The 23,500-nt window shown below is 67.8% G+C and carries 22 protein-coding genes, 1 other RNA gene and 1 pseudogene; 20 read left to right on the top strand and 4 right to left on the bottom strand.

Annotation, left to right across the window (positions count from 1 at the left end; translation table 11 throughout):
* Together DKG74_RS19840 and DKG74_RS19845 are read left to right on the top strand one after the other, a co-directional pair.
* Positions 1–123 (top strand): annotated as a pseudogene (locus tag DKG74_RS19840) (IS5/IS1182 family transposase); the annotation flags it as partial.
* A 188-nt stretch (positions 124–311) separates the two neighbouring features.
* The gene (locus tag DKG74_RS19845) at positions 312–1,496 is read left to right on the top strand and encodes a pyridoxal phosphate-dependent aminotransferase (RefSeq protein ID WP_109907924.1); all 1,185 of its coding nucleotides are present in this window, start codon (positions 312–314) and stop codon (positions 1,494–1,496) included.
* 9 nt (positions 1,497–1,505) lie between these two features.
* Here the strand turns inward: DKG74_RS19845 and DKG74_RS19850 are convergent, their stop codons facing one another.
* Positions 1,506–2,090: a YceI family protein gene (locus tag DKG74_RS19850; protein WP_109907925.1), complete on the bottom strand. Its 585-nt coding sequence runs from the start codon at positions 2,088–2,090 to the stop codon at positions 1,506–1,508.
* Between the two features lie 133 nt (positions 2,091–2,223).
* Between DKG74_RS19850 and ssrS the strand changes: the two genes are divergently transcribed.
* From ssrS to dnaA, 14 genes are all read left to right on the top strand, one after another.
* A non-coding RNA gene (gene ssrS, locus DKG74_RS19855) (6S RNA) lies at positions 2,224–2,379 on the top strand.
* Positions 2,380–2,442: 63 nt separating this feature from the next.
* Complete coding sequence (locus DKG74_RS19860) at positions 2,443–3,015, top strand: 5-formyltetrahydrofolate cyclo-ligase (protein WP_109907926.1); 573 nt, start codon at positions 2,443–2,445, stop codon at positions 3,013–3,015.
* Positions 3,012–3,830, top strand: a complete 819-nt coding sequence (locus tag DKG74_RS19865; protein WP_109907927.1) for a TIGR00282 family metallophosphoesterase — start codon at positions 3,012–3,014, stop codon at positions 3,828–3,830. The genes DKG74_RS19860 and DKG74_RS19865 overlap by 4 nt, the downstream gene beginning before the upstream one ends.
* Before the next feature lie 112 nt (positions 3,831–3,942).
* Positions 3,943–4,689 carry a YebC/PmpR family DNA-binding transcriptional regulator gene (locus DKG74_RS19870; protein ID WP_109907928.1) on the top strand — a complete coding sequence of 249 codons (747 nt, stop codon included), beginning with the start codon at positions 3,943–3,945 and terminating at the stop codon, positions 4,687–4,689.
* Positions 4,690–4,727: 38 nt separating this feature from the next.
* Positions 4,728–5,243: a crossover junction endodeoxyribonuclease RuvC gene (gene ruvC / locus DKG74_RS19875; protein WP_109907929.1), complete on the top strand. Its 516-nt coding sequence runs from the start codon at positions 4,728–4,730 to the stop codon at positions 5,241–5,243.
* Positions 5,240–5,854, top strand: coding sequence for a Holliday junction branch migration protein RuvA (gene ruvA / locus DKG74_RS19880; protein WP_109907930.1), 615 nt, complete (start codon positions 5,240–5,242; stop codon positions 5,852–5,854). The genes ruvC and ruvA overlap by 4 nt, the downstream gene beginning before the upstream one ends.
* The gene (gene ruvB / locus DKG74_RS19885) at positions 5,851–6,900 is read left to right on the top strand and encodes a Holliday junction branch migration DNA helicase RuvB (protein WP_109907931.1); all 1,050 of its coding nucleotides are present in this window, start codon (positions 5,851–5,853) and stop codon (positions 6,898–6,900) included. The genes ruvA and ruvB overlap by 4 nt, the downstream gene beginning before the upstream one ends.
* Positions 6,893–7,378, top strand: coding sequence for a tol-pal system-associated acyl-CoA thioesterase (gene ybgC / locus DKG74_RS19890; protein WP_109907932.1), 486 nt, complete (start codon positions 6,893–6,895; stop codon positions 7,376–7,378). Before ruvB ends, ybgC begins: the two co-directional genes overlap by 8 nt.
* The gene (gene tolQ / locus DKG74_RS19895) at positions 7,375–8,139 is read left to right on the top strand and encodes a protein TolQ (RefSeq protein WP_109907933.1); all 765 of its coding nucleotides are present in this window, start codon (positions 7,375–7,377) and stop codon (positions 8,137–8,139) included. The genes ybgC and tolQ overlap by 4 nt, the downstream gene beginning before the upstream one ends.
* A 3-nt stretch (positions 8,140–8,142) precedes the next feature.
* Positions 8,143–8,577, top strand: coding sequence for a protein TolR (tolR, locus tag DKG74_RS19900; protein ID WP_109907934.1), 435 nt, complete (start codon positions 8,143–8,145; stop codon positions 8,575–8,577).
* A gap of 36 nt (positions 8,578–8,613) precedes the next feature.
* Positions 8,614–9,630: a hypothetical protein gene (locus DKG74_RS21875; protein ID WP_165837773.1), complete on the top strand. Its 1,017-nt coding sequence runs from the start codon at positions 8,614–8,616 to the stop codon at positions 9,628–9,630.
* A gap of 104 nt (positions 9,631–9,734) precedes the next feature.
* A complete protein-coding gene (rpsT, locus tag DKG74_RS19910; RefSeq protein ID WP_109907935.1) occupies positions 9,735–10,010 on the top strand; it encodes a 30S ribosomal protein S20 in 276 nt (91 codons plus the stop codon).
* Between the two features lie 503 nt (positions 10,011–10,513).
* Positions 10,514–10,945: a rhodanese-like domain-containing protein gene (locus tag DKG74_RS19915; RefSeq protein WP_109907936.1), complete on the top strand. Its 432-nt coding sequence runs from the start codon at positions 10,514–10,516 to the stop codon at positions 10,943–10,945.
* An 80-nt stretch (positions 10,946–11,025) separates the two neighbouring features.
* Positions 11,026–12,483 carry a chromosomal replication initiator protein DnaA gene (dnaA, locus tag DKG74_RS19920; RefSeq protein ID WP_109907937.1) on the top strand — a complete coding sequence of 486 codons (1,458 nt, stop codon included), beginning with the start codon at positions 11,026–11,028 and terminating at the stop codon, positions 12,481–12,483.
* Between the two features lie 62 nt (positions 12,484–12,545).
* Here the strand turns inward: dnaA and DKG74_RS19925 are convergent, their stop codons facing one another.
* Positions 12,546–15,290: a calcium-binding protein gene (locus DKG74_RS19925; RefSeq protein ID WP_109907938.1), complete on the bottom strand. Its 2,745-nt coding sequence runs from the start codon at positions 15,288–15,290 to the stop codon at positions 12,546–12,548.
* 356 nt (positions 15,291–15,646) lie between these two features.
* Here DKG74_RS19925 and dnaN point away from each other — a divergent pair, with 356 nt between their 5' ends.
* Genes dnaN through gyrB form a run of 3 tightly spaced genes read left to right on the top strand, consistent with a single transcriptional unit; the run spans position 15,647 to position 20,392 of the window.
* Positions 15,647–16,768 carry a DNA polymerase III subunit beta gene (gene dnaN, locus DKG74_RS19930; protein WP_109907939.1) on the top strand — a complete coding sequence of 374 codons (1,122 nt, stop codon included), beginning with the start codon at positions 15,647–15,649 and terminating at the stop codon, positions 16,766–16,768.
* Between the two features lie 32 nt (positions 16,769–16,800).
* Positions 16,801–17,931, top strand: a complete 1,131-nt coding sequence (gene recF, locus DKG74_RS19935) for a DNA replication/repair protein RecF (RefSeq protein ID WP_109907969.1) — start codon at positions 16,801–16,803, stop codon at positions 17,929–17,931.
* Between the two features lie 16 nt (positions 17,932–17,947).
* Positions 17,948–20,392 (top strand): DNA topoisomerase (ATP-hydrolyzing) subunit B, encoded by a 2,445-nt coding sequence (gene gyrB / locus DKG74_RS19940; protein WP_109907940.1) that lies wholly within the window; start codon positions 17,948–17,950, stop codon positions 20,390–20,392.
* Positions 20,393–20,401: 9 nt separating this feature from the next.
* On the opposite strand, the gene DKG74_RS19945 is transcribed toward gyrB, so the two are convergent.
* Both DKG74_RS19945 and DKG74_RS19950 read right to left on the bottom strand, forming a co-directional pair.
* Positions 20,402–21,166, bottom strand: coding sequence for an N-formylglutamate amidohydrolase (locus DKG74_RS19945; protein ID WP_207779438.1), 765 nt, complete (start codon positions 21,164–21,166; stop codon positions 20,402–20,404).
* Positions 21,163–22,035, bottom strand: coding sequence for a MurR/RpiR family transcriptional regulator (locus DKG74_RS19950; RefSeq protein ID WP_109907970.1), 873 nt, complete (start codon positions 22,033–22,035; stop codon positions 21,163–21,165). Before DKG74_RS19950 ends, DKG74_RS19945 begins: the two co-directional genes overlap by 4 nt.
* A 154-nt stretch (positions 22,036–22,189) precedes the next feature.
* Here DKG74_RS19950 and DKG74_RS19955 point away from each other — a divergent pair, with 154 nt between their 5' ends.
* Positions 22,190–23,500 carry a type I glutamate--ammonia ligase gene (locus tag DKG74_RS19955; protein ID WP_165837774.1) on the top strand — a complete coding sequence of 437 codons (1,311 nt, stop codon included), beginning with the start codon at positions 22,190–22,192 and terminating at the stop codon, positions 23,498–23,500.

Consider the following 23,500-nt stretch of genomic DNA (forward strand, 5'->3'; position numbering starts at 1 on the left):
AGCAAGATCAAGCACTTCAGGCGAGTCGCCACGCGCTTCGACAAGCTCGCTGCCAACTTCCTCGCAGCTGTGTCGCTCGCCGCAACCCGCCTATGGCTCAGGTCTTATGAGTCCAGAACCTAGCGCGGTTTCCGGCAAAGTGGACGCCGGTTTGCCGCCAGAAACCGCGCGACTTCAAGACATCGGAGTATTTTGCCGATTCCATGAATCGGCAAAATACTCTAGGTGGTCTGCACCCCGCGCAGGGCCGCGCGGTGGCGAGGGGAACGGGCCTTGGTTATGGTGGGGCTTCGATTTCCACAGGGCGTGTCATGCATTTTTCTTCGAGGGTCGAGCGGCTGGGGGGCAAGGGCTCCACGGCCTGGGGCATTCATTTCCGCGGCGTCGAGGCCCAGCGCCGGGGCGAGGACGTCATTCTGTTGTCGGTCGGCGATCCCGATTTCGATTCGGCCCCCAACATCAACGCCGCCCTGAAAGCCTCGCTCGATGCCGGGGATACCCATTACGGCGATATTCCCGGCCACCCGGCCCTGCGGGCCGCCATCGCGAAGTATCACACCCGCCTGACCGGGCAGGAGGTCGAGGCCGGCAATGTCGTCGTCATGGCCGGGGCACAGTCGGCCATGTTCGCGGCGGCGCAGGTCCTGCTTGGCCCCGGCGACGCGGTGATCGTGCCTTCGCCCCGTTATGTCACCTATGAGGCGCTGATCGGCGCCGCCGGCGCCTCCATCGTCGACGTGCCGCTCTACCCCGAGCGGGGCTTCCACCTCGATCCGGCCGACCTCGAGAAGGCCGCGGCCCAGCCCCATGTGCGCGGCCTGATGCTGACGACGCCGAACAATCCGACCGGCGCGGTCATGACCCGCGAGGAGGTGGAGGCGGTGGCCGATGTCGCGAAGCGCCGCGACCTCTGGGTTTTGACCGACGAGGTCTATGCCAGCCTCGCCCACGAGCGGCCGCACATCAGCCCGGCCAGCCTGCCCGGCATGGCGGAGCGGGCGATCACCGTGTGCAGCCTGTCGAAATCCCACGCCATGACCGGTTTCCGCATCGGCTGGGCGGTCGGCCCGAAGGATTTCGTCGAGCAGTACTGCCGCCTCGTGCTGTGCATGATCTATTCCTGCCCGCCCTTCATCCAGGCGGCGGCGATCGAGGCGATCGAGGGCGACCAGTCGGCGCAGAAGCGCATGAAGGAAGCCTACCGGGCGCGCGGCCGCCTCGTCTTCGAGCGGCTGGGGCAGAGTCCCCATCTGTCGTGTCACCGGCCGGAAGGCGGCATGTTCGTCATGGTCGACGTGCGCCGCACCGGCCTGTCGGCCGACGCATTCGCCAACGGCCTGTTCGAGGAAGAACGGGTGACCACGCTGGTCGGCGATGCCTTCGGCCCCGAGGCGGGCGGCCATCTGCGCCTGTCCATGACCTATGATCTGCCGGCCATGGAAGAAGCCTGCAACCGCATCCTGCGCTTCGCCGACCGCCACGCGAAGCGCGGCTAGTCAAGGGCGTCAGCCCCCGGGGCTGAGCTGGATGTGGGCGCTGATGTTCAGCTGGACGTCGTTCGAGACGAAATCCTGATCGGCGGTCATGCCGAAATCCGCCCGCTCCACCGTGCCGGAGGCGACGAAATCGGCGACCTCCGCCTTGGTTTCGGGGTCGGTGCGGCGCCCGGTCAGCGCGGCCTGCAGGACTTCGCGCCGGGTGACGTCGCGGATCGTCAGATCGCCGGTGATTTCCACCCGGTCGTTGCCGAGGTCTTTCACCGACACCGCCTTGAAGCGCATCTGGGGAAAGCGCGCCGGATCGAAATAATCGGCCGAGCGCAGCTTGTCTTCCGCGAGGTCCGAGGGGACCGAGACCGAGGTCGTGTCGACGCGGACTTCGACCCGGCTGTCGCTCGGATCGGTGAGATCGAGGAGGAGGTTGCCCTCGAAGCGACCGAAGCTGCCTTCGGTCGAGAACAGGCCGAGATGATCGACCGAGAAACCGATGGTCGTGGTGCCGGGCTGGATGCGGTAGAGATCGCCGGCCATGGCGGGGGTGGCGATGCCGATGCCCGCCGCGGCCAAGAGCCCTGCAAGATGCCTGTGCATGGCGATGCCTCCTGCTTTTCTTACCCCCTCGCGAAGAATAGCACGGCCGGCCGGGGCGGCCACCGCCTCGATGCCGAAATGTGAAACGAGGGCTTGGACAAGTGGGGCATGAGTCCCTAAATAGAAGGTGTGGCGGGTACTGCTGCGCGCGCCAGGCACTGCAATCCCTGGGGCCAATACCGACTCTTTGGGAGCTGTCCCTTGCCGGGCTCTGGTCCGGGAACATGGCGCCCACCTGCTGACGCAGGCCACAGAGGATCGGAACGCCAGCGGCGTCGGTGGTCCCGCCACACCCTCTCCGGTCCTTCGCGCCGGATACCCACCCTGTCGAGAGAATGCGGGCGCCGGGCCGATGGATATCGACGACGAAAAGGCGACGTTGCGGAAACTGCTGCGCGAGCGGCGGAAATCCGCCCGCGCCGATCTGCCCGCGGCGCCGGAAACCCTGTCGGCGCAATTGGCGACCGTGCCCCTGCCGGACAGCGGCACGGTCGCCGGCTATGTCGCCCATGGCAGCGAGATCGACCCTTTGCCGGCCCTGCGCGGCCTGTCGGCCCGGGGTTACGAGCTGTGCCTGCCGGTCGTCGTCGCGCCGGGCCGCCCGCTCGAATTCCGCGGCTGGGCCGAGGGGCTGGCGCTCGAGGCCGGGGAATTCGATATTCCCGTGCCAGTCGCGGGCGATGAAATCCTGCCCGATGTCGTGCTCGTCCCCCTCGTCGGTTTCGACCGCTCAGGGGGCCGGCTCGGTCAGGGCGGGGGCTATTACGACCGCACTCTGCCCCGACTTCGTGCGGCAAAACCCCATCTGGTCGCCATCGGGCTTGCTTTTTCGGTGCAGGAAGTGGCATCCGTGCCCCGCGCGGCGAATGACGCCGCCCTCGACTGGATCGTAACCGAGCGCGAGACGATCGGAATCCGCCCATGAGGCTGCTCTTCTTCGGCGATGTCGTCGGCCGCTCCGGCCGCGATGCGCTGGCCAAACATCTGCCCGATATCAGGGCCCGGCTGAAACCCGACTTCATCGTCGTCAATGGCGAGAATGCGGCCGGCGGCTTCGGCATCACGGCGCAGATCGCCAAGGAGTTCTACGCCCTCGGCGTCGACGTGATCTCGACCGGCAACCATGCCTTCGACCAGAAGGAGACGCTGTCCTATATCGGCGGCGACCCCCGGCTGCTGCGCCCGCGCAACTACCCGCCGTCGGCCCCGGGGCGCGGTGCCGGCATCTTCGAGACCGCGCAGGGCGGCCGCAAGGTGCTGGTGATCAACGTCATGGGCCGCATCTTCATGGACCCGCTGGACGATCCCTTCGCCGCGGTCGAGGCGGAACTGGCCAAGGTGCGCCTCGGCACCACGGTCTCGGCGATTATCGTCGACGTCCATGCCGAGGCGACCTCCGAGAAAATGGCCATGGGCCATGTCTGCGATGGCAGGGTCTCCCTCGTCGTCGGCACCCATTCCCATATCCCGACGGCGGATGCCCAGATCTTCTCGGGCGGCACCGCCTATCAGACCGATGCCGGCATGTGCGGCGATTACGACAGCGTGATCGGCATGGACAAGGCCGAACCGGTGAACCGCTTCATCCGCAAGATCCCCGGCGGCCGCTTCGAGGCCGCCTCGGGCGAGGCGACGGTCTGCGGCCTTCTGGTCGAGACCGACGACCGGACGGGCCTCGCCCTGAAGATCGAGCCCTTGCGCGTCGGCGGCCGGCTGAAACCCCAGTGGCCTCCGGACTGAGCGGGCCTTCGGACTGAAAGCTACGCTTTCCTACCAGATATGGTAATTTCCACCCCAATCGCTCGTAAGACTAGATCAGGGCTACGGTCCATCCGGCCCCTGGAGAGACATCATGGCAGGCCATTCCCAGTTTAAGAACATCATGCACCGCAAGGGCGCGCAGGACGCCAAGCGGTCCAAGATCTTCTCGAAGCTCGCCCGCGAAATCACCGTTTCGGCCAAGATGGGGCTGCCCGACCCGAACATGAACCCGCGCCTGCGCGCCGCCATCCTGGCGGCCCGGGCCGAGAACATGCCCAAGGACAATATCGACCGCGCGATCAAGAAGGCGGCTGGCGGCGACAGCGAGAACTACGAGGAAGTGCGCTACGAGGGCTATGGCCCGGCCGGCATCGCCGTCATCGTCGAGGGCCTGACCGACAACCGCAACCGCACCGCCTCGGAAGTCCGCTCGATCTTCACCAAGTTCGGCGGCAACCTCGGCTCGACCGGCTCGGTCTCGCATATGTTCAACCGCATCGGCCAGATCAACTACAAGGCCGAGGTGGCGACGGCGGACGCCATGCTGGAAGCGGCGATCGAGGCGGGCGCGGAAGACTGCGTCTCGACCGAGGACGGCCACGAGGTGGTGACCTCGGTCGACGATCTCGGCACCGTGCGCGACGCCCTCGAGGAGAAGTTCGGCGGCGCCGATGGCGCCAAGCTGGTGTTCAAGCCCAGCGTCTCGTCCCCGGTCGACGAGGAGACGGCGCGCAGCCTCCTCAAGATGATCGACTATCTCGACGACAATGACGACGTCCAGAACGTCTACACCAACTTCGAGGTCTCGGACGAGATCATGGCCAAGCTCTCGGCCTGAGCGGGCGGGGAGCGGCGGCGGCACAGGGCGGGCGACGGATGCGCATCATCGGCCTCGATCCAGGACTTCAGCGCACCGGCTGGGGCGTGATCGAGGCCGTGGGTTCGCGCCTCGTGCCCATCGCCAATGGCGTCGTCACCTCGAATGCGGCGGACGAGCTGTCGGTCCGCCTGCGCCATATCTTCGAGGGGGTGCAGGCGGTGCTCGCCACCCATGCCCCCGATGCCGCCGCGGTCGAGGAAACTTTCGTCAACAAGAACCCGACCTCGACCCTGAAGCTGGGTCAGGTGCGCGGCGTCGTCCTGCTGGCGCCGGCGCTGGCCGGCCTGTCGGTCGCGGAATATACCCCGAACCACATCAAGAAATCGGTCGTCGGCGCCGGTCATGCCGACAAGGGCCAGATCCACCACATGGTGAAGGTCCTGTTGCCGACGGTGCAGGTGAATGGCGCCGACGCGGCCGATGCCCTCGCCGTCGCCATCTGTCATGCCCATCATGCCGCCAGCGACCGGGCGCTCGCCCGAGGGCTGATGCTGGCGGGGGCGCGGCGATGATCGGCAAGCTGTCGGGCCGGCTGGACGAAACGGGCGAGGACTGGGCCATGGTCGACTGCGGCGGCGTCGGCTATGTCGCCTCCTGTTCGGCCCGCACCCTGCGCCGCCTGCCGGCGCCGGGCGAGGCGGTCTGCCTCGTGGTCGAGACCGTGATGCGCGAGGATTCGATCCGCCTGTTCGGCTTTCTCGACAAGGCGGAGCGGGACTGGTTCCGCGTCCTGCAGACGGTGCAGGGCGTCGGCGCCAAGGTCGCCCTGGCGATCCTCGACGCATTGGCGCCGGACGAGATTTCCCGCGCCGTCATGGCCGGCGACAAGGCCGCCCTCGGCCGCGCCTCCGGCGTCGGGCCGAAGCTGGCGCTGCGCCTGATCACGGAACTGAAGGACCGGGTGCCCGCGGTCGGTGGCGGCGCCTTCGTGCCTGGTCCCGCCCCGGCCGGCGCGCCGCCCGCGGGCGGCAGCGCCATGGCCGAGACCGCTTCGGCCCTGGTCAATCTCGGCTACAAGCCGGCCGAAGCCTCGGTCGCGGTCGCCGCCGCCGTCTCCAAGCTGGGCAAGGATGCAGAAGTGGGCGCCCTGATCCGGCAGAGCCTGAAGGAGCTGGCGCGATGAGCGGGGAAGGCCGTGTCGTCTCCTCCGCCCGGCGCGAGGAAGATCTGCTGGAGACCAGCCTGCGGCCGACACGGCTCGACGATTTCGTCGGCCAGGCCAAGGCGCGGGAAAATCTGAAGGTCTTCATCGAGGCGGCGCGGTCGCGGGGCGATGCCCTCGACCATGTGCTGTTCTTCGGCCCGCCCGGCCTTGGCAAGACCACGCTCGCCCAGATCATGGCGCGGGAACTCGGCGTCGGCTTCAAGTCGACCTCCGGTCCGGTGATCGCGCGGGCGGGCGATCTCGCCGCCCTGCTGACCAATCTCGAGCCGCGCGATGTCCTCTTCATCGACGAAATCCACCGGCTGAACCCCGCGGTCGAGGAAGTGCTCTACCCCGCGATGGAGGATTACCAGCTCGACCTGATGATCGGCGAGGGGCCGGCGGCGCGTTCGGTGAAGATCGACCTGCCGCCCTTCACGCTGGTGGGCGCCACCACCCGCTCGGGCCTCCTCACGACGCCGCTCCGCGACCGTTTCGGCATTCCGGTTCGTCTCAATTTCTACGAGGTCGACGAGCTGGAGCTGATCGTCCGGCGCGGCGCCCATATCCTCAATGTCGCGATGACGCCGGATGGCGCGCGCGAGATCGCCCGCAGGGCGCGGGGCACGCCGCGCATCGCCGGCCGCCTGCTGCGCCGGGTGCGCGACTTCGCCCTGGTGGCCAGGGCCGAGGCGATCGACGCGAAGGTCGCCGATGCCGCCCTGACCCGGCTCGAGGTCGACGGCCGTGGCCTCGACGCCATGGACCATCGTTATCTCTCGGCCATCGCGCGCGATTACGGCGGCGGGCCTGTGGGGGTCGAGACCATGGCCGCGGCCCTGTCCGAGCCGCGCGACGCCATCGAGGAAATCATCGAACCCTATCTGATCCAGCAAGGTTTGTTGCAGCGCACACCAAGAGGGCGCATGTTGACGCAGGCGGCGTTCCGGCACCTGGGTCTTGCCCTGCCGGATCGCCCCGACATTGCGCAGCTGCCGCTGCTCGGTGAGGTGGACGATGCCTGATGTCACGGCGCTGGGCCCCCAGGTGGGGGTGCTGGCCGAAGGCGCCCATTGGCTGCCCCTGCGGGTCTATTTCGAGGACACGGACGCGGGCGGCATCGTCTATCACGCCAATTACCTGAAATTCATGGAACGGGCGCGCAGCGACTTCGCCCGCCAGATCGGCATCGACCAGAACGCGATGATGGAGGGCGACGATCCGCTGGCCTTCGTCGTGAAGCGGATCGACATCGACTATGCCCGCCCGGCCCGGCTGGACGATGCCCTCGTTGTCGAGACCCGACTGAAGGTGCTGAAGGGCGCGAGCATGGAATCGCTTCAGATCGTGCGCCGGGGTGTTGAAATCATGACACAGGCGACGGTCCGAATCGCCTGCCTCGACCGGCAGGGCCGGCCGCGGCGCTTTCCGGACCCGGTTCGCCACGCTTTTGCCCCCTTCGAGATTCAAGAACAACCATCATCAAACGGGAAACCGAAATGAATCCTGATGCAACGACGGGTGCGCTGACCGCGCCCGTGGGCGATATCGCCGCCACGGGTCTCGGCGGCGCGGCCGCGCCCGACATGTCGATCATGGGCCTGTTCCTGCAGGCCGACTGGGTGGTGAAGCTCGTCGTCATCCTGTTGCTGCTGGCCTCCTTCTGGTCCTGGGCGATCATCATCGACAAGCTGCGCCGCCTGCGCCGGGTGCAGGTCCAGGCCGACCAGTTCGAGGAAGCCTTCTGGTCCGGCAATTCCATCGACGACCTCTACGACCGCATTCAGGCGCGGCCGGATCACCCGATGGCCCTGGTCTTCGTTGCCGCCATGCGCGAATGGCGCCGCGCGACCGAGCGTCTGGCGGCGCCGGGCGCGGCCCTCGCCACCGGCCTGCAGGAGCGGATTTCCAAGGTGATGCGCGTTGCCCTCAACCGCGAGCTGGACGGGCTGGAGCGTTATCTCGGCTTCCTCGCCACCGTCGGCTCCACCGCGCCCTTCGTCGGCCTGTTCGGCACGGTCTGGGGCATCATGAATTCCTTCTCGTCGATCGCGATCTCCAAGAACACCTCGCTCTCGGTGGTGGCGCCCGGTATCGCCGAGGCGCTGTTCGCGACCGCGCTCGGCCTTGTCGCCGCCATCCCGGCGGTGATCGCCTATAACAAGCTGTCGTCCGACGTCGGCCGCTTCCAGGGCAGGCTCGAGGGTTTCGCCGACGAATTCTCGGCCATCCTGTCGCGCCAGGTCGACGAGCGGAGGAGCTGAGTCATGGGCGCTTCCCTCGGCGGTGGCGGCAGGCGGGGCGGACGGCGCGGCCGCGCGCCCATGGGCGACATCAACGTCACCCCCATGGTCGACGTCATGCTGGTGCTGCTGATCATCTTCATGGTCGCGGCGCCGCTGATGACCGTGGGCGTGCCGGTCGATCTGCCCACCACCCAGGCCGACACCCTGCCCCAGGACGACAAGCCGGTGATCGTCTCCGTCGATGGCGAGGGACGCCTGTTCATCGGCGACAACGAGGTGACCAAGGATACCCTGGTCGCGCAGCTTCAGGGCAGCGCCAAGCAGGGGCCGGAGACCCGCATCTATGTCCGCGGCGATCAGGCCATCAACTACGGCAAGGTCATGGAGACCATGGGCCTGATCAAGGCGGCGGGCTTCACCAAGGTCGCCCTGATCGCCCTGCCGCCCGCCAAGTGACGTAACGCTTAAGACGACAAAGGTTCGGTTCCGATCATGCGCAAGGGCGCAGCCATTGCCTCCGGTATCCTGCATCTCCTGCTGATCGCCCTTCTGGTGTTCGGCCTGCCGCAGTTCGCCCGGCCCCTGCCCGAGCCCGAGATCTACTCGGTCGAGATCGTCGACGTGATCAGCGAAAGGGCCAATCCCGCCCCGCCGCAGCGGGTGAAGACGCCGATCCCGCCCGCGCCGACGACAAAGCCCCTGCCGCCGGCGGAAGAGCTGCACGAGACCCCGCCCCCGGCCGCCGCCCCGCCGCCGCCGCAGGCCGCGACGCCCGCGCCCCCGGCCGAGACGGCACCCCCGGTGCCCGCGCCCCAGCCAAAGCCGACGCCGCCGCGCGAAGTGGCCGAGGTGCGCCCGCCCGACCCCGTGAAGAGCGAGGTGCCCGAGCCCGTGCCGGCGAAGGAGCCGGAAAAGCCGAAAGAGCCGGAAAAGCCCAAGGAGCCCGAGAAGCCGAAACCGGAGAAGCCGGAGAAGCCCGAAAAGCCCCAGAAGCCGGCCGAGACCAAGCCCGCGCCCGAAAAGCCGCAGAAGCCGACCAAGCCGAAGCCCGAGAAGCCGGACGCCAAGCCCGTCGATCTCGACGAGCTGGACGCGCTGCTGAACGACACGGCGCCGAAGAAGCCGGGCGCGCCGCCGCCCCGGACGCGGGAAAGCACGACGCCGAACCGCGAGATTTTCGACGCCAACGATCCGACCAAGCCGCTGAGCAATTCCGACAAGGGCGCGATCATCGCCCAGATGAAGGAATGCTGGTATGTCGACATGGGCATGGCGGGGATCGACACGATGTCGGTCACCTTCCGCGTGCGCTACGACCAGAGCGGGGCGCTGATCGGCCAGCCGCAGAAGATCGACCAGACCTCGACCACGACGCCGGCCTTCATCAACAAGGCCTTCATCGCCCTGCAGAAGTGCAACCCCTTGCGCAATCTGCCGGTCTCCACCTATGACAGCTGGAAATACATGGACATCGAATTCAGTCCGCGCGGCCTCGGCTTCGATGGCTAGGCGGGTGGCCGGGGCGGAAGGTCAGAATCGGCTTTACTCCCCCGGCCTCTGGTGATAGATGTCCGCGCTCGTTTTCCAGGTTATCCACATCGGGTCTGAACACTATGGCGAATACGGAATCGGCAAAGAAGCGCGTGCGCGTCACGGAACGTCGCACCGCGGTGAACCGTGCCCGCGTCTCGCGCATCCGCACCTTCATCAAGAAGGTCGAGACGGCGCTCGAGGCCGGCGACGCGGCGGCGGCCAAGGCGGCCTTCGCGGCGGCCGAGCCGGAGATCGCGCGCGGCGTGATCAAGGGCGTGCTGCCCAAGAACACCGCTTCCCGCAAGATCTCGCGCTTGTCGGCCCGGGTGAAGGCGCTCGGCGCTTCCGCCAACTGATCGGCGGGGATCGGCCGCGGCCGATCCTGCCAGACGGCGTCGCGGCGCAGGCCGCGGCATGACAGCGGCCCGCCCGGTGCGGGCCGTGTGCATTTCCGTACACACGATGTTGTTGCAGGCGCGCTGAAGATTTCGCGTCTGCCTGCGGTATGCGGGTGCCCGCCTGCGATGTGACCTGTGGCGATTCTTCACCGTTCCCGCTTCGGTCCCGTTGCTTCCGACTTGGTCGGTTGATATGGTGTGGCTCCTCGCAGGGCTGGCGGGGAAGCTAATCGAGCGAAGGGAATTCAGACCCCTGCAGTCGCGGATATCGCGGCGCAGGAACGGGATTCTTTTGTCCGATCGGCAGATGGGCGAGCAACCGTCGTTGTCGTCGGGATGTTTCCGTTCGGGGCTGTTGAACGGGAAAGTTCCGCCGGTTGACTGCCGGGGCAGGCGCAGGGCCAGGGGCCGCGCCGCCGGGCAGGATAGCCGCGCCGGATGAGAAGAAGAGGAGTGGAGTCGTGGCAGATTACGCGGGTGACATCACCCCGGGTGACGCGTGGCGTATCCTCAGCCAGGACTCTGGCGCGGTGCTGGTCGACGTCCGTTCGCAGGCCGAATGGAGTTTCGTCGGCCTGCCCGATCTGACGCCCGTGGGCAAGAAGCCGGCCCTGGTCGCCTGGGCGCATTTTCCCGGCATGGCGGCGAACAAGGATTTCCTGGCCGAGCTGCGGCAGGCCCTGGCGCAGGTCGGGCATGGCGAGGCATCGCCCGTGCTGTTTCTGTGCCGGTCGGGCGCGCGCTCGCGGTCGGCGGCGATCGCCGCGACGGCCGCCGGCATCGCGCCCGCCTATAACATCGTCGGCGGCTTCGAGGGCGATCTCGATGGCGCGGGCCATCGCGGCGCGAGCGGCGGCTGGAAGGCCGAGGGCCTGCCCTGGCGGCAGACGTGACGGCGGTGACGCCCCGGCCGGCGCAGGCCCCCGGGGATGCGATTGATGGCGGGCGACCAGGTCGGGCGGATTCGGCAGGCATGTTCCAGAACCAGCAATTCGAGGCAGCCTGGACGGCGGTGAAGAAACGCCTCCGGCTCGAACTCGGCGACAACACCTTTCAGAGCTGGATTCGTCCGCTCAATCTGGTCGAGCTGCGCGCGCCCGACACGGTCGTGCTGGCCGTGCCCACCACCTTCATGCGCGATTACGTGCGCAGCCATTTCGCCGACCGTCTGACCGCCCTGTGGCGCACCGAGGAACCGGGCGTGACCCTGGTCGATTTCCTGGTGGCGCCGCGCATGGCCACGCCGGCAGCGGCCGTTGCCGCGCCCGCGCCCCAGCCGGCGCAGGCGGCGGCGATCCGACCCGCAGCCGCCTATGGTGCCGCCGCCGCGGTCGCGGCGCCCGTCGCCGCGGTGGCGACGGCAAGCGCGCCCGCGGCCCAGGCCTCCAGCATCCAGGATGTCGGTGTCGGCGCCCCGCTCGACACCCGTTTCACCTTCGACAATTTCGTCGTCGGCAAGTCGAACGAACTCGCCCATGCCGCGGCCCGCCGGGTCGCCGAGGGCGAGGCGGTGAAGTTCAACCCGCTGTTCCTCTATGGCGGGGTCGGCCTTGGCAAGACCCACCTGATGCACGCCATCGCCTGGGCCCTGCGCGAGAAGGCGCCGGAGAAGAAGGTCCTGTACCTCTCGGCCGAGAAGTTCATGTATCAGTTCATCCGGGCGCTCCGCTTCAAGGACACGATGGCCTTCAAGGAGCAGTTCCGTTCGGTCGACGTCCTGATGATCGACGACGTCCAGTTCATCTCGGGCAAGGACAGCACGCAGGAAGAGTTCTTCCACACGTTCAACGCCCTCGTCGACCATAACCGCCAGGTGATCATCTCGGCCGACCGCAGCCCGACCGATCTCGAGGGCATCGAGGAGCGTATCCGTTCCCGCCTCGGCTGGGGCCTCGTCGCCGATATCCACCCGACCGACTACGAACTGCGCCTCGGCATTCTCGAACAGAAGGTCGAGGGCATGGGCACGCATGACGTGCCGCGCCGGGTGCTGGAATTCCTCGCCCATCGCATCACGTCCAATGTGCGCGAACTCGAAGGCGCGCTGAACCGCGTCGTCGCCTTCGCCGAACTGGTCGGCCGGCCGATCACGGTCGAGATGGCGCAGGAGGTGCTGCAGGACCTGCTGCGCGCCAACGATCGCCGGGTGACGATCGAGGAAATCCAGCGCAAGGTCTCGGATTATTACGGCGTCCGCCTCGCCGACCTGTTGTCGGCCCGCCGCGCCCGCGCCGTCGCCCGGCCCCGTCAGGTCGCCATGTATCTGTCGAAGCAGCTGACCTCGCGCTCCCTGCCCGAGATCGGCCGCAAGTTCGGCGGCCGCGACCACACGACGGTGATCCACGCCGTGCGCAAGATCGAAGAGCTGTGCTCGACCGACACCGCCTTCCAGGACGACATCGACGCCCTGCGCCGCGTCCTCGAGGCGTAAGGCCCCGAAATTATTCGACGTTGGGGTGAAACCCCGCGGCTGGCGCCGCGGGGCGGGCGACGTCAGGCGAAGAGAAAATCGCCGGTGTCGATGGCGGCGACCGCGGTGTTGAGCAAGAGGATGCCGTCGTTGCTGTCGGCGTCGAAGGTGATCAGCGTGTCGGCCCCCTGCTGTTTGACCTGACCTCCCGCCGCGCGGAGGTCGTCGAGCGAATGGAAGCCGAAAGCGCTCACGTCGATCCGGTCCTTGCCATTCTCGAAGTCGAGCAGGCTGTCGATGTCACTGCCCCTGCCAAAGACGAAAGTGTCGAGACCTGCGCCACCGGTGAGCCGATCCGCGCCGCCGCCACCGTCGATCGTATCCATGCCACTGCCGCCCGAGATGTCCTGAGCGATGGCATTGCCGTAGATCGTGTCGTTGCCGGTGCCGCCGGAGACATAGAAGACCGTTACCTTGTTGGTCGCGCCGGCGTCCTGACGCATGTCGAGCGTGGTCGAGTGATTGCTGAACTGCACGCGCATCGCGTAGAACAGGGTGTCGCTGCCGATGTCCAGCACACCGCCGGAGGTCAGTTTCAGGATATTGGGGATATAGACCCGGTCGAACTGGCCGATGTCGGCGACGGATATGTTCAGCGTGGTGTTCTGCGCCTTCAGGCCTTCGACATTCCTGAAGGTGACGCCGCTGAAATCGAAGGTGGCGACCTGTTGGGACTGCTGGAAATACGGGATGACCCAGTCGATCCCGTCGCCGCCGTCGTAGACTTCGCCGGCGACCAGATCGCCCTTCAGAATCATGATGGTGTCATCGCCCGAGCCGCCACGGATCATGTCCTTGCCGGTGCCGCCAACGAGCGTGGTGGAGCCCGTCGTCCCATACAGGCGATCGTCGCCGTCACCCCCGTCGAGGACGGTCGAGGCGATGTCGACGCCGCCTTTCAGGATATCGTTACCGCCGCCGCCGGAAATGGTCATCTTGCTCCAGGACCGGCCGGCGGTGATTTCGTCATTGCCGTCACCCCCCGCCACCGAAAGCATCTCGTAGGGATAGGCCGGCGCATCGAGGAGCCCGAGGTTGACGACGGTCGCCGTGTTCGAGAGCAGGAGATTGGTCTGATAGGCCACGACGCTGGACAGTTGCAGGGACAGGCCGGACAGATTGATCCGGCCGCCTTCGGTCAACTGGATCGCCGCGGCCCTGATGGTGTCGAAGGATTTCAGGGTCTTCAGCGACATGGTCAGGATGCCGCTGCTGGTCAGGATTTCCATGTTCCGGATCGAGACGCCCGAGAAATCCACCTGTTGCCCATCGCCGAAAGCGACCACGTCCAGCGTGTCCGTTCCGGCGCCGCCATCGTAGACCTCGCCGGCGAGCAGATGCGCCGGGCTTGAGACGATGAGGGTGTCGTTGCCGTCTTCCCCGAAAATCTTGTCGACGCCGACGCCGCCATTCAGCCTGTCGGCACCGGCGCCGCCATAGAGCAGGTCCTTGCCGTCGCCGCCGCTGATCGTATCGTCGCCAGCGTTGCCGAGCAGCCGGTTGCTGCCGCTGTTGCCGCTGATCGTGTTGTTGTCGGCATTGCCGGCGCCGACGGTCCCCGCCCGCAGCACGAGCTTCTCGATACCCGCGCCAAGCGTGTAGTCGCGATCGGCGATCACCGTGTCGATGCCGTCGCCGCCCGCCTCGCTGACCACGTCGGGGCTGGTGCCGTCGGCGCCGACATAATAGGTGTCGTTGCCCTTGCCCCCTTTCAGCGTGTCGTCACCGAGGCCGCCCTTCAGCGTGTCGTCGCCATCGCCGCCGTTCAGGATGTCGTCGCCGTCGCCGCCGTCCAGCGTGTCCTTGCCGATGCCTCCGATCAGGGTGTCGAGGCCGATGCCGCCGTTCAGCGTATCGTCGCCATCGCCGCCGTTCAGGATGTCGTCGCCGTCGCCGCCGTCCAGCGCGTCCTTGCCGATGCCACCGGTCAGGGTATCGTCGCCGAGGTCGCCTTTCAGCGTGTCGTCGCCGGCCCCGCCGTCGAGGCCGTCCTTGCCCGCCCCGCCATCCAGGATATCGGTGCCGTTGCCGCCCAGCAGCTTGTCGTCGCCATCGCCGCCCAGCAGGGTATCGTCACCGTCCCGCCCGTCGAGGGTATTGGCGCCGGCATTGCCCGTGATCTTGTTGCCGAGCGCGTTGCCGACGGCGCGAATGCCGCTCGTGCCCTGCAGGACCAGGTTTTCGATCCCCTCACCGGCGGCCCAGGTCGCCGAGATCAGCGCCGTGTCCAGCCCGGCGCTGTCCCTGGCCAGATCGCCCGTGCTGTCGATCACATAGGTATCGTCGCCGGCCCCGCCTTCCATTTCATCGTTGCCGGCGCCGCCATCGAGGTAGTCGTTGCCGGCCCCGCCGAGGAGGCCGTCGTCGCCGCCATGGCCATAGAGCCGGTTACCGCGGTCGTTGGCCATCAGGACGTTCTGCTGATCGTTGCCGTCGCCCCTCGTGCCGGCATAGAGGTAGAGGCCCTCGATGTTGAGCGGCAGCGTGTAGTCGAAGAAGCTGACGACGGTATCGAAGCCGCCGGTCGCGCTCTCGACGATCGTGTCGACGGTGTCTTCGTCGAGGACATAGGTATCGTCGCCGTTGCCGCCGATCAGTCGGTCGGTGCCCGCGCCGCCGCCGATCAGGTCGTCGCCGTCGCCGCCGTCGATCGTGTCGTTGCCGGCGTCGCCGTAGAGTTCGTCGTCGCCGCCGAGGCCCCTGATGGTGTCGTTGCCCGTGGTGCCGCCATAAACGTCCGCGCCATTGGTTCCGGTGAAATTGGCCAAGACAGCTACTCCGAAGATAAAGCGCCGACAGACGCGCGCGCCTCAGACTGGCGCGCGCCATGCGCGAACACAATGGTGATTCATGCCGCGGAGATGGGCATTCCGGGACGCGCGAATCACCCCCGCGCACAGGTTTTGGCCGGGCCGTCGGAAGGCCCTGGGCGGGCGCCCGATAAGCCCGTAAAATCAATATGTTGCCCGGGGTTAAAAAGCTATGGCGGGCGCCCCGCCTTTTGCTATCCTCTAGCACCGTGCCTCCGCCCTGTCGGCGGGGCGCGGGGGCGCCGTCCGGCGCCGTTTCAGCCCGCCTGATCCCGTCCCCCACGGATCACGACCGACGTTTCGAGACCTGACGTATGCAGCTGATCATTGAACGCGGCGCCCTCCTGCGCACCCTCGGCCATATCCACAGCGTCGTCGAGCGTCGGAACACCATTCCCATTCTCTCCAACGTGCTGATCGAGGCGCGCGACGGCCAGCTGCACCTGACCGCGACCGATCTCGACCTCGCCATCGTCGAAAGCGTGCCGGCCAACATCGTGCAGGCGGGCGCGACCACGGCCCCCGCGCATACGCTGTTCGACATCGTGCGCAAGCTGGCGGAAGGCACCGATGTCGAGCTGACCTACAAGGCGGAGGACGGCGGCCGCATGACCCTCGCCGCCGGGCGCTCGCGCTTCCAGCTGCAGTGCCTGCCGCGGGAGGATTTCCCGGTCATCGCCGACGCCGGCCTGCCGCACCGCTTCGCCCTGCCGGCCAAGGCCCTGCGCGACCTGATCGACAAGACGCGCTTCGCCATCTCGACCGAGGAAACCCGCTACTACCTGAACGGCATCTATGTCCACGCGACGGAATCGGCCGGGCTTCCGGTGCTGCGCGGCGTCGCCACCGACGGTCACCGCCTCGCCCGTTTCGAGGTGCCGCTGCCCCCGGGCGCGGCCGGTCTGCCGGGCGCCATCGTGCCGCGCAAGACGGTGAACGAAGTGCGCAAGCTGGTCGACGAGACCGAGGGCGATGTCGAAGTGTCGCTGTCCGACACCAAGATCCGCTTCGCCTTCGACGATATCGTGCTGACCTCCAAGCTGATCGACGGCAGCTTCCCGGAATATTCCCGCGTCATCCCGACCGCGAACGACAAGGTGCTGGAAATCGACCCCCGGCTCTTCGCCGCCGCCGTCGACCGCGTCTCGACCATCTCGACCGACAAGACGCGGGCGGTGAAGCTGATCCTCGACCAGGACCGGGTCACCCTGCAGGTGACCAGCCCGGACAATGGCTCGGCGGTCGAAGAGGTCGCGGCCTCCTACCGCGCCAGCCCGATGGAAATCGGCTTCAACGCCAAATATCTGCTCGATATCACCCAGCAGATCGGTTCGGACGTGTTGCGCATGGTGCTGGCGGATTCGCTGGCCCCGACCCTGGTGCGCGATCAGGGCGATGACGCCACCCTCTATGTCCTGATGCCGATGCGGGTCTGAGGCGGCCTGTGCTCGCGGTCCGGTCGGCGCCCATGGCTGTCGAGGTGGCGCATCGCCATGTCTCGCGCCTGATGCTGACCGATTTCCGCTGCTACGAGCGGGTGGTGCTGGCCTTGCGGCCGGGGCCGGTTGTGCTGTCGGGGCCGAATGGCGCCGGCAAGACCAATATTCTCGAGGCGGTCTCGCTGCTCTCGCCCGGGAGGGGTCTGCGCCACGCCCGGGCGGCGGACATGGCCCGCATGGGCGGCGGTGGCGGTTTCGCGGTGGCGGCGACGATCGAGGGCGCGGATCTGGTCGCCCCGCTCGATCTCGGCACGGCGACGGCGGGGGAGGGCGATCGGCGCATCGTGAAGCGCGCCGGGGCGATGGCGACCCAGGCCAGCCTGGCCCGCGACCTGTCGATCCTGTGGCTGACGCCGACCATGGACCGCATCTGGACCGAGGGCGCGGCCGGGCGGCGGCGCTTCCTCGACCGGCTGGTGCTGGCCCGGCGCCCGTCCCACGCCGAGGCCCATATCGCCTATGACAAGGCGCGGGACGAGCGGATGCGCCTGCTGCTGAACGGCCCGCGCGACGCGACCTGGCTCGCCGCGATCGAGGAGCGGGCGGCCAAGGCCGGCGCCGCCATCGCCGTGGCGCGGCGGGGCGCGGTCGCCGAACTGAACGCGGAAATGGCGGCGGCGGAAACGCCGTTCCCCGCGGCCGAGCTGACCCTGACCGGCGAGGTCGAGGGCTGGGCGGAGACGGAGGAGGCGGGGCTCGCCGCGCGGCTGAAGGCGGCGCTGGCGGCGACGCGCGCCCGCGATGCCGAGGCCGGTGTGCAGGTCACCGGCCCGCACCGGGGCGACTTGACGGCGCGCCATGTCGCCAAGGACCTGCCGGCGTCCCATTGCTCGACCGGCGAGCAGAAGGCGCTGCTCATCGCCATCGTGCTGGCGCAGGCCGCGCTGGTCGCGCGGGCCGAGGGCCGGGCACCCATTCTGCTGCTCGACGAGGTGGCGGCCCATATCGACCCGGGCCGGCGCCAGATGCTTTACGACCTCCTGTCCGGGCGGGGCCTGCAGGCCTTCCTGACCGGAACCGAAAGGTCGCTGTTCCACGGTCTCGAGGACCGTGGCCAATTCTTCGATGTCCGCGACGGCCAGGTCGCCGCGGCTTCGTGATCCCGAGGGTAACGACATGACCACCAACGAGTCCCACCGCCGCGATACCGCCGAAGGCGCCGCCCATTACGGCGCCGATGCGATCCAGGTGCTGAAAGGACTGGACGCGGTGCGCAAGCGCCCGGGCATGTATATCGGCGATACCGACGACGGCTCGGGCCTGCACCACATGGTCTATGAAGTCGTCGACAATGCGATCGACGAGGCGCTGGCCGGCTATTGCGACCGGGTGCTGGTCACCCTCAACCCCGACGGCTCCTGCACGGTCGAGGACAATGGCCGTGGCATCCCGACCCAGATCCACGAAGGCGAGGGCGTCTCCGCCGCCGAAGTGATCATGACCCAGCTCCATGCCGGCGGGAAATTCAATCAGGATACCTACAAGGTTTCGGGCGGCCTGCATGGCGTCGGCGTCTCGGTCGTCAACGCCCTGTCGAGCTGGCTCGACCTCCGGGTCTGGCGCGGCGGCAAGGAGCATTACATGCGCTTCCGCCACGGCGTGCCGGAAGCCCCGCTCGCCGTCGTCGGCGAGGTGACGGACAAGTCGGGCACCCAGGTCACCTTCCTGCCCTCGACCGAGACCTTCACCCAGGTCGTCTTCGATTACGACACGCTGGAGCACCGCCTGCGCGAACTCGCCTTCCTGAATTCGGGCGTCCGCGTCGTGCTCGAGGACCGGCGCGGGGTCGAGCCCAAGGTGGCCGATCTCTATTACGAAGGCGGGGTCGAGGCTTTCGTGCGTTACCTCGATCGTAACAAGAAGCCGCTGGTCGACACCCCGATCGTGATCCGGGGCGAGAAGGACGGCATCATCGTCGACGTCGCCATGCAGTGGAACGACGGCTATCACGAAAACGTCCTCTGCTTCACCAACAACATCCCGCAGCGCGACGGCGGCACCCATCTCGCCGGCTTCCGCGGCGCGCTGACGCGCACCGTCAATGGTTACGCGACCGAGTCGGGCATCGCCAAGAAGGAGAAGGTCACCCTGACCGGCGACGACGCGCGCGAGGGTCTGACCTGCGTTTTGTCGGTCAAGGTGCCGGACCCGAAATTCTCCAGCCAGACCAAGGACAAGCTGGTCTCCTCCGAAGTACGCCCGGCGGTCGAGGGGTTGATCAACGAGAAGCTGCAGCAATGGTTCGAGGAACATCCGGGACCGGCCCGCGTCCTCGTCTCCAAGGTCTGCGAGGCGGCGGCGGCGCGCGAGGCGGCGCGCAAGGCGCGCGAGATGACGCGGCGGAAAGGCGCCTATGACGTCTCGAACCTGCCCGGCAAGCTCGCCGACTGCCAGGAGCGAGACCCGGCCAAATCCGAACTCTTCATCGTCGAGGGCGATTCGGCGGGCGGCTCGGCCAAGCAGGGCCGCAACCGCGCCAATCAGGCCGTGCTGCCCCTGCGCGGCAAGATCCTGAACGTGGAACGCGCGCGGTTCGACAAGATGCTGTCCAGCCAGGAAATCGGCACGCTGATCACCGCGCTCGGCACCGGCATCGGTCGTGACGATTTCAATATCGACAAGATCCGCTACCACAAGATCATCATCATGACCGACGCGGACGTGGACGGCGCCCATATCCGCACCCTGCTGCTGACCTTCTTCTATCGCCAGATGCCGGAGATGATCGAGAAGGGTTACCTCTATATCGCCCAGCCGCCGCTCTACAAGATCAAGCGCGGGTCGTCCGAGGTCTATCTGAAGGACGAGCGGGCGCTCGAGGACAATCTGATCGACGTCGGCCTCGAAGGCGCGGTGCTGACCCTCGGCGACGGCACCCAGCTCGCGGGGAACGACCTGCGGGCGGTGATCCAGCAGGCGCGCCAGGTGCGCGGCCTCCTCGTGGCGCCGGCCCGGCGCTATGCCCTGCCGGTGGTCGAGCACGCGGCAATCTCCGGTGCCCTGTCGCCGGCGGTGCTGGCCGACGCGGCGACGACGACGGCGGCGGCGGCAAGGGTCGCCACCCGCCTCGACCAGCTCGCGGCCGAGGGCGAGGATGGCTGGAGCGGCGAAGCGGGCGTCGACGGCGGCCTCGTCGTCGCGCGGGAAGTGCGCGGCGTGCGCGAGGCCCATGTCCTCGACATCGGCCTCTACCGCTCGGCCGAGGCGATGCGCCTCGACGAAATGGCGCCCGAGCTGCAGCATATCTACGCCGAGCCGGCCCGCTTCACCCGCAAGGACCTGGACACCAAGGTGTTCAGCCCGACCGCGCTGCTCGACACCGTGCTCGCCATCGGCCGCAAGGGCCTGACCATCCAGCGTTACAAGGGCCTCGGCGAGATGAACCCGGAGCAGCTGTGGGAAACCACCCTCGACACCGAGGCGCGCACCCTGCTGCAGGTCAAGGTCTCCCACGCCGACACGGCGGACGAGATTTTCGCCAAGCTGATGGGCGACGTGGTCGAGCCGCGCCGCGATTTCATCCAGGAAAACGCCCTCTCGGTCGCCAATCTCGACGTGTGATCGAAGGCGTTATGGTGGGGCGCTGCCTCCCCCGACTTCGGGGGCCAGCGCCCGCGCCAGCCGTTCTGCCCATTGCTGCGCGCCCTCGGGGGTGGCGATGCGGTCGTTCCGGATCTCGATCAGCACCGCGTCGAGGCCGCGGTCCTGGCCGTGGCGCGGGATGGCGTAGTCTTCGTCCATGGTGATCCGATAGGGCTGATTCCCGGCGACGACGAGGCCCGGCTCCCGCGACAGGCGGTCGATCAGGCGCGTGGCGAAGGCGGCCGAGCGGTCGAACAGGATGCCGGCGTGCCAAGGCCGCGCCTCGCCCAGATAGACCGGCGTGAAACTGTGGACGGTCACCAGAATCGTCGGCACGCCCCGGGCGAGGCGATGTTCGAGCATGGCGGCGACCCTGTCGTGGAAGGGGGCGAAGATGTGCTCGATCCGGCGCTTTCGTTCGGCGGGATCGAGGTTCAGGTTGCCGGGAATGTCGGTCGCCTCCGAGCGGGCGGGGATCAGGCCCGCCGAATGCAGGGGCCGGTTCAGGTCGATCAGCAGGCGGGAATAGCCTGCGAGGAACAGGGGCGCGTCCAGCAGGTCGGACAGGCGGGCGGCGACCTCGGCGGCGCCGATATCCCAGCCGATATGGCGCCGAACCTCCGCCTCGGGCAGGCCGAGGTTGTTGTATTCCACGGGGATATGCCGGCTGGCGTGTTCGCACAGGAGGACGAAGGGCGAGCGACCGCCCTCGTTACGGAGGGTGACGGCGGGCGGCCAGCCGGCGGCGGTCACGATGCCGGACCCCGGGCGGGGCCATCGAGGGTGACGCGATTGGCGTGGCGCAGGCGCTCGACCCGTTCCATCCGGGCCTGAAGGCGCGGGCCGGCGCGACTGATCATCAGATGGCCGAGGGCCTCGACCTGGGCGAGGGCGGTGACCTGACTGTCGAAGGGCGAGTCGAGTTCGACGGGCGCGACCACGACATGGGCGGCGGCCTTCGCGATGGGCGACAGCCAGGGATCGGTGAACAGCACCACCCGGGCGCCCTGTTCCGCCGCCTGCAGGGCGATATCGACGACATCGCTCTGATAACGGCGGTAATCGAAGACGACGAGGACATCGGCCCGGCCCATGTCGGCGAGCCGGTCCACCGTCTCGGACGAACAGGGGCCGAGGTCCACCGCCCCTTCGCGGAAATGCACCAGATAGGTGGCGAGGATCGAGGCCAGATGCCGGCTGAAGCGCCCGCCGAGCAGATAAATCCGCCCCGGCGCCTGCGACAGCAACTCGACCAGCGGATCGAACACCGCGGGTGAGGCCTTGTCGGCGTAATCGGCCAGTTGCCGCGCGGCGGACGACAGGAAGGCGCGCAAGGGATCGGTCGGCGTCTTGTCCGCCGCCTTCGCCGCCATCATCAGCAGGGGCGAATGCAGGCTGGCCTCGACTTCGGCGAGAAGGCCGGCCTGGAAATCGGCGAAGCCGGCAAAGCCCAGCTTGGCGACGAAACGGGTCACGGTCGGATCGCTCACCCCCGCCTTGCGGGCGAGGCCCGAGGCCGTGCCGATCCCGCCCAGCGGATAATCCGCCAGCAGGACCTGGAGCAGCTTCGCCTCCGCCGGGGTCGGCGCGGTCAGTTCGGCCAGTCGTTCCCTGATGGTCATCGCCTTCCCGCCCATTGATGTAATGAAATTAACAATGACTGAAAAATTTTCAATGAAGAAAGAATATTGACATGCGCCGGGCAAGCCCGCCTTAATTTCGGGAATATCCGGCGCGATGGCGGCGGCAACCCGGCGCGTTACCAGGAGGCGCGGCATGACGCGAGAAGCGATCACCTATCTTCTGTGGAACGATCTCGTCGGTGTCACCCGGACGCGGGGCGTGCCCACCGCCGATCTCCCCGGCAAACGGGAGGCCGGCCTCGGCTGGGCCTGCGCCGGGCAGGCCCTGACCGCTTTCGACAGTATCGTCGACAATCCCTGGGGGCCGATGGACGAGGCGCGCCAGATCCCGGACATGGCCAGTGCCTTCGACTATCGCGGCCCCACGGGCGAGGGCTGGTCGGCGGTGATCTGCGATTCCCGGGCTTCGGTGACCGAGGACTGGGATTGCTGCCCCCGCAGTTTCTACCGCCGCGCCCTCGAAGCCCTGCGGGCGGAAACCGGTCTCGGCTTCTGCGCCAGTTTCGAGCATGAATTCACCCTCGACGCGCCGAGCCCGGTCGAAGCCGGCTTTTCCTTCGCCGCCGCGAGGCGCGGCAATGGTTTCCTGCAGGCCTGCTGCGCGGCTTTGCGCGCCGCCGGGGTTACACCCGAAAGCCTGGAGCCGGAATATGGCGCCTCGCAATACGAGATCGCCTGCGCGCCGGACATTGGCGTCGCCGCCGCCGACGCGGTGCTGAAGGCGCGGGAAATCATTCGCGCCGTCGCCGCCGATCATGGCGCGCGGGTCAGCTTCACGCCGAAGCCGGCGCCCGGCGCGGTCGGCAATGGCGCCCACATCCATTTCAGCCTGGTCGACGCGACCAGCGGCGGGAATGTCACCCACGACCCTTCCGATGCTCTCGGCCTGTCGGCGGCGGCTTCGGCGTTCTGCGCCGGCATTCTTGCCCATCTCGAGGCGCTCGTCGCGATCACGGCGCCGACGCCGGTGTCCTATTACCGATTGACCCCCCATGCCTGGAGCTGCGGCTTCAAGGCCATCGGCCTGCAGAACCGGGAGGCGGCGCTGCGGGTCGCGCCCTCGCCCTCGCCCGATCCGGCGCGGCGGCGCAAGGGGTGGAACATCGAATATCGCCCGTCGGACGGCTGCGCCTCGCCCTATCTCGCGCTCGGCGTGCTCGTTCTCGCCGGGCTCGACGGCATCCGGCGCAACCTGCCGCTGCCGCCCGCGATCGACCGCGACCCGGCCGACATGACCGGCGACGAGCGGGACGCCCTCGGTATCGTGCCGCTGCCGCAATCGCTCGATGCCGCGCTCGACGCGCTCGAAGCCGACGACATCGCGAAAGGCTGGTTCTCGCCCACGCTCTTCGAGGTCTACGGCCGGCTGAAACGCTGGGAGGCGGCGATGGCCCGCGAGAGCGACGAGGCCTCGCTGTTCGCCCGTTATCGCAACGCCTATTGA

It is taken from the genome of Zavarzinia aquatilis (assembly GCF_003173035.1).
GTDB classification, from domain to species: domain Bacteria; phylum Pseudomonadota; class Alphaproteobacteria; order Zavarziniales; family Zavarziniaceae; genus Zavarzinia; species Zavarzinia aquatilis.

Excerpts from the sequence above, each read along its gene's own strand:
- DKG74_RS19845 (WP_109907924.1), top strand. The coding sequence starts at position 312 with ATGCATTTTTCTTCGAGGGTCGAGCGGCTGGGGGGCAAGGGCTCCACG.
- DKG74_RS19850 (WP_109907925.1), bottom strand. The coding sequence starts at position 2,090 with ATGCACAGGCATCTTGCAGGGCTCTTGGCCGCGGCGGGCATCGGCATC.
- DKG74_RS19860 (WP_109907926.1), top strand. The coding sequence starts at position 2,443 with ATGGATATCGACGACGAAAAGGCGACGTTGCGGAAACTGCTGCGCGAG.
- DKG74_RS19865 (WP_109907927.1), top strand. The coding sequence starts at position 3,012 with ATGAGGCTGCTCTTCTTCGGCGATGTCGTCGGCCGCTCCGGCCGCGAT.
- DKG74_RS19870 (WP_109907928.1), top strand. The coding sequence starts at position 3,943 with ATGGCAGGCCATTCCCAGTTTAAGAACATCATGCACCGCAAGGGCGCG.
- ruvC (WP_109907929.1), top strand. The coding sequence starts at position 4,728 with ATGCGCATCATCGGCCTCGATCCAGGACTTCAGCGCACCGGCTGGGGC.
- ruvA (WP_109907930.1), top strand. The coding sequence starts at position 5,240 with ATGATCGGCAAGCTGTCGGGCCGGCTGGACGAAACGGGCGAGGACTGG.
- ruvB (WP_109907931.1), top strand. The coding sequence starts at position 5,851 with ATGAGCGGGGAAGGCCGTGTCGTCTCCTCCGCCCGGCGCGAGGAAGAT.
- ybgC (WP_109907932.1), top strand. The coding sequence starts at position 6,893 with ATGCCTGATGTCACGGCGCTGGGCCCCCAGGTGGGGGTGCTGGCCGAA.
- tolQ (WP_109907933.1), top strand. The coding sequence starts at position 7,375 with ATGAATCCTGATGCAACGACGGGTGCGCTGACCGCGCCCGTGGGCGAT.
- tolR (WP_109907934.1), top strand. The coding sequence starts at position 8,143 with ATGGGCGCTTCCCTCGGCGGTGGCGGCAGGCGGGGCGGACGGCGCGGC.
- DKG74_RS21875 (WP_165837773.1), top strand. The coding sequence starts at position 8,614 with ATGCGCAAGGGCGCAGCCATTGCCTCCGGTATCCTGCATCTCCTGCTG.
- rpsT (WP_109907935.1), top strand. The coding sequence starts at position 9,735 with ATGGCGAATACGGAATCGGCAAAGAAGCGCGTGCGCGTCACGGAACGT.
- dnaA (WP_109907937.1), top strand. The coding sequence starts at position 11,026 with ATGTTCCAGAACCAGCAATTCGAGGCAGCCTGGACGGCGGTGAAGAAA.
- dnaN (WP_109907939.1), top strand. The coding sequence starts at position 15,647 with ATGCAGCTGATCATTGAACGCGGCGCCCTCCTGCGCACCCTCGGCCAT.
- recF (WP_109907969.1), top strand. The coding sequence starts at position 16,801 with ATGGCTGTCGAGGTGGCGCATCGCCATGTCTCGCGCCTGATGCTGACC.
- gyrB (WP_109907940.1), top strand. The coding sequence starts at position 17,948 with ATGACCACCAACGAGTCCCACCGCCGCGATACCGCCGAAGGCGCCGCC.
- DKG74_RS19950 (WP_109907970.1), bottom strand. The coding sequence starts at position 22,035 with ATGACCATCAGGGAACGACTGGCCGAACTGACCGCGCCGACCCCGGCG.
- DKG74_RS19955 (WP_165837774.1), top strand. The coding sequence starts at position 22,190 with ATGACGCGAGAAGCGATCACCTATCTTCTGTGGAACGATCTCGTCGGT.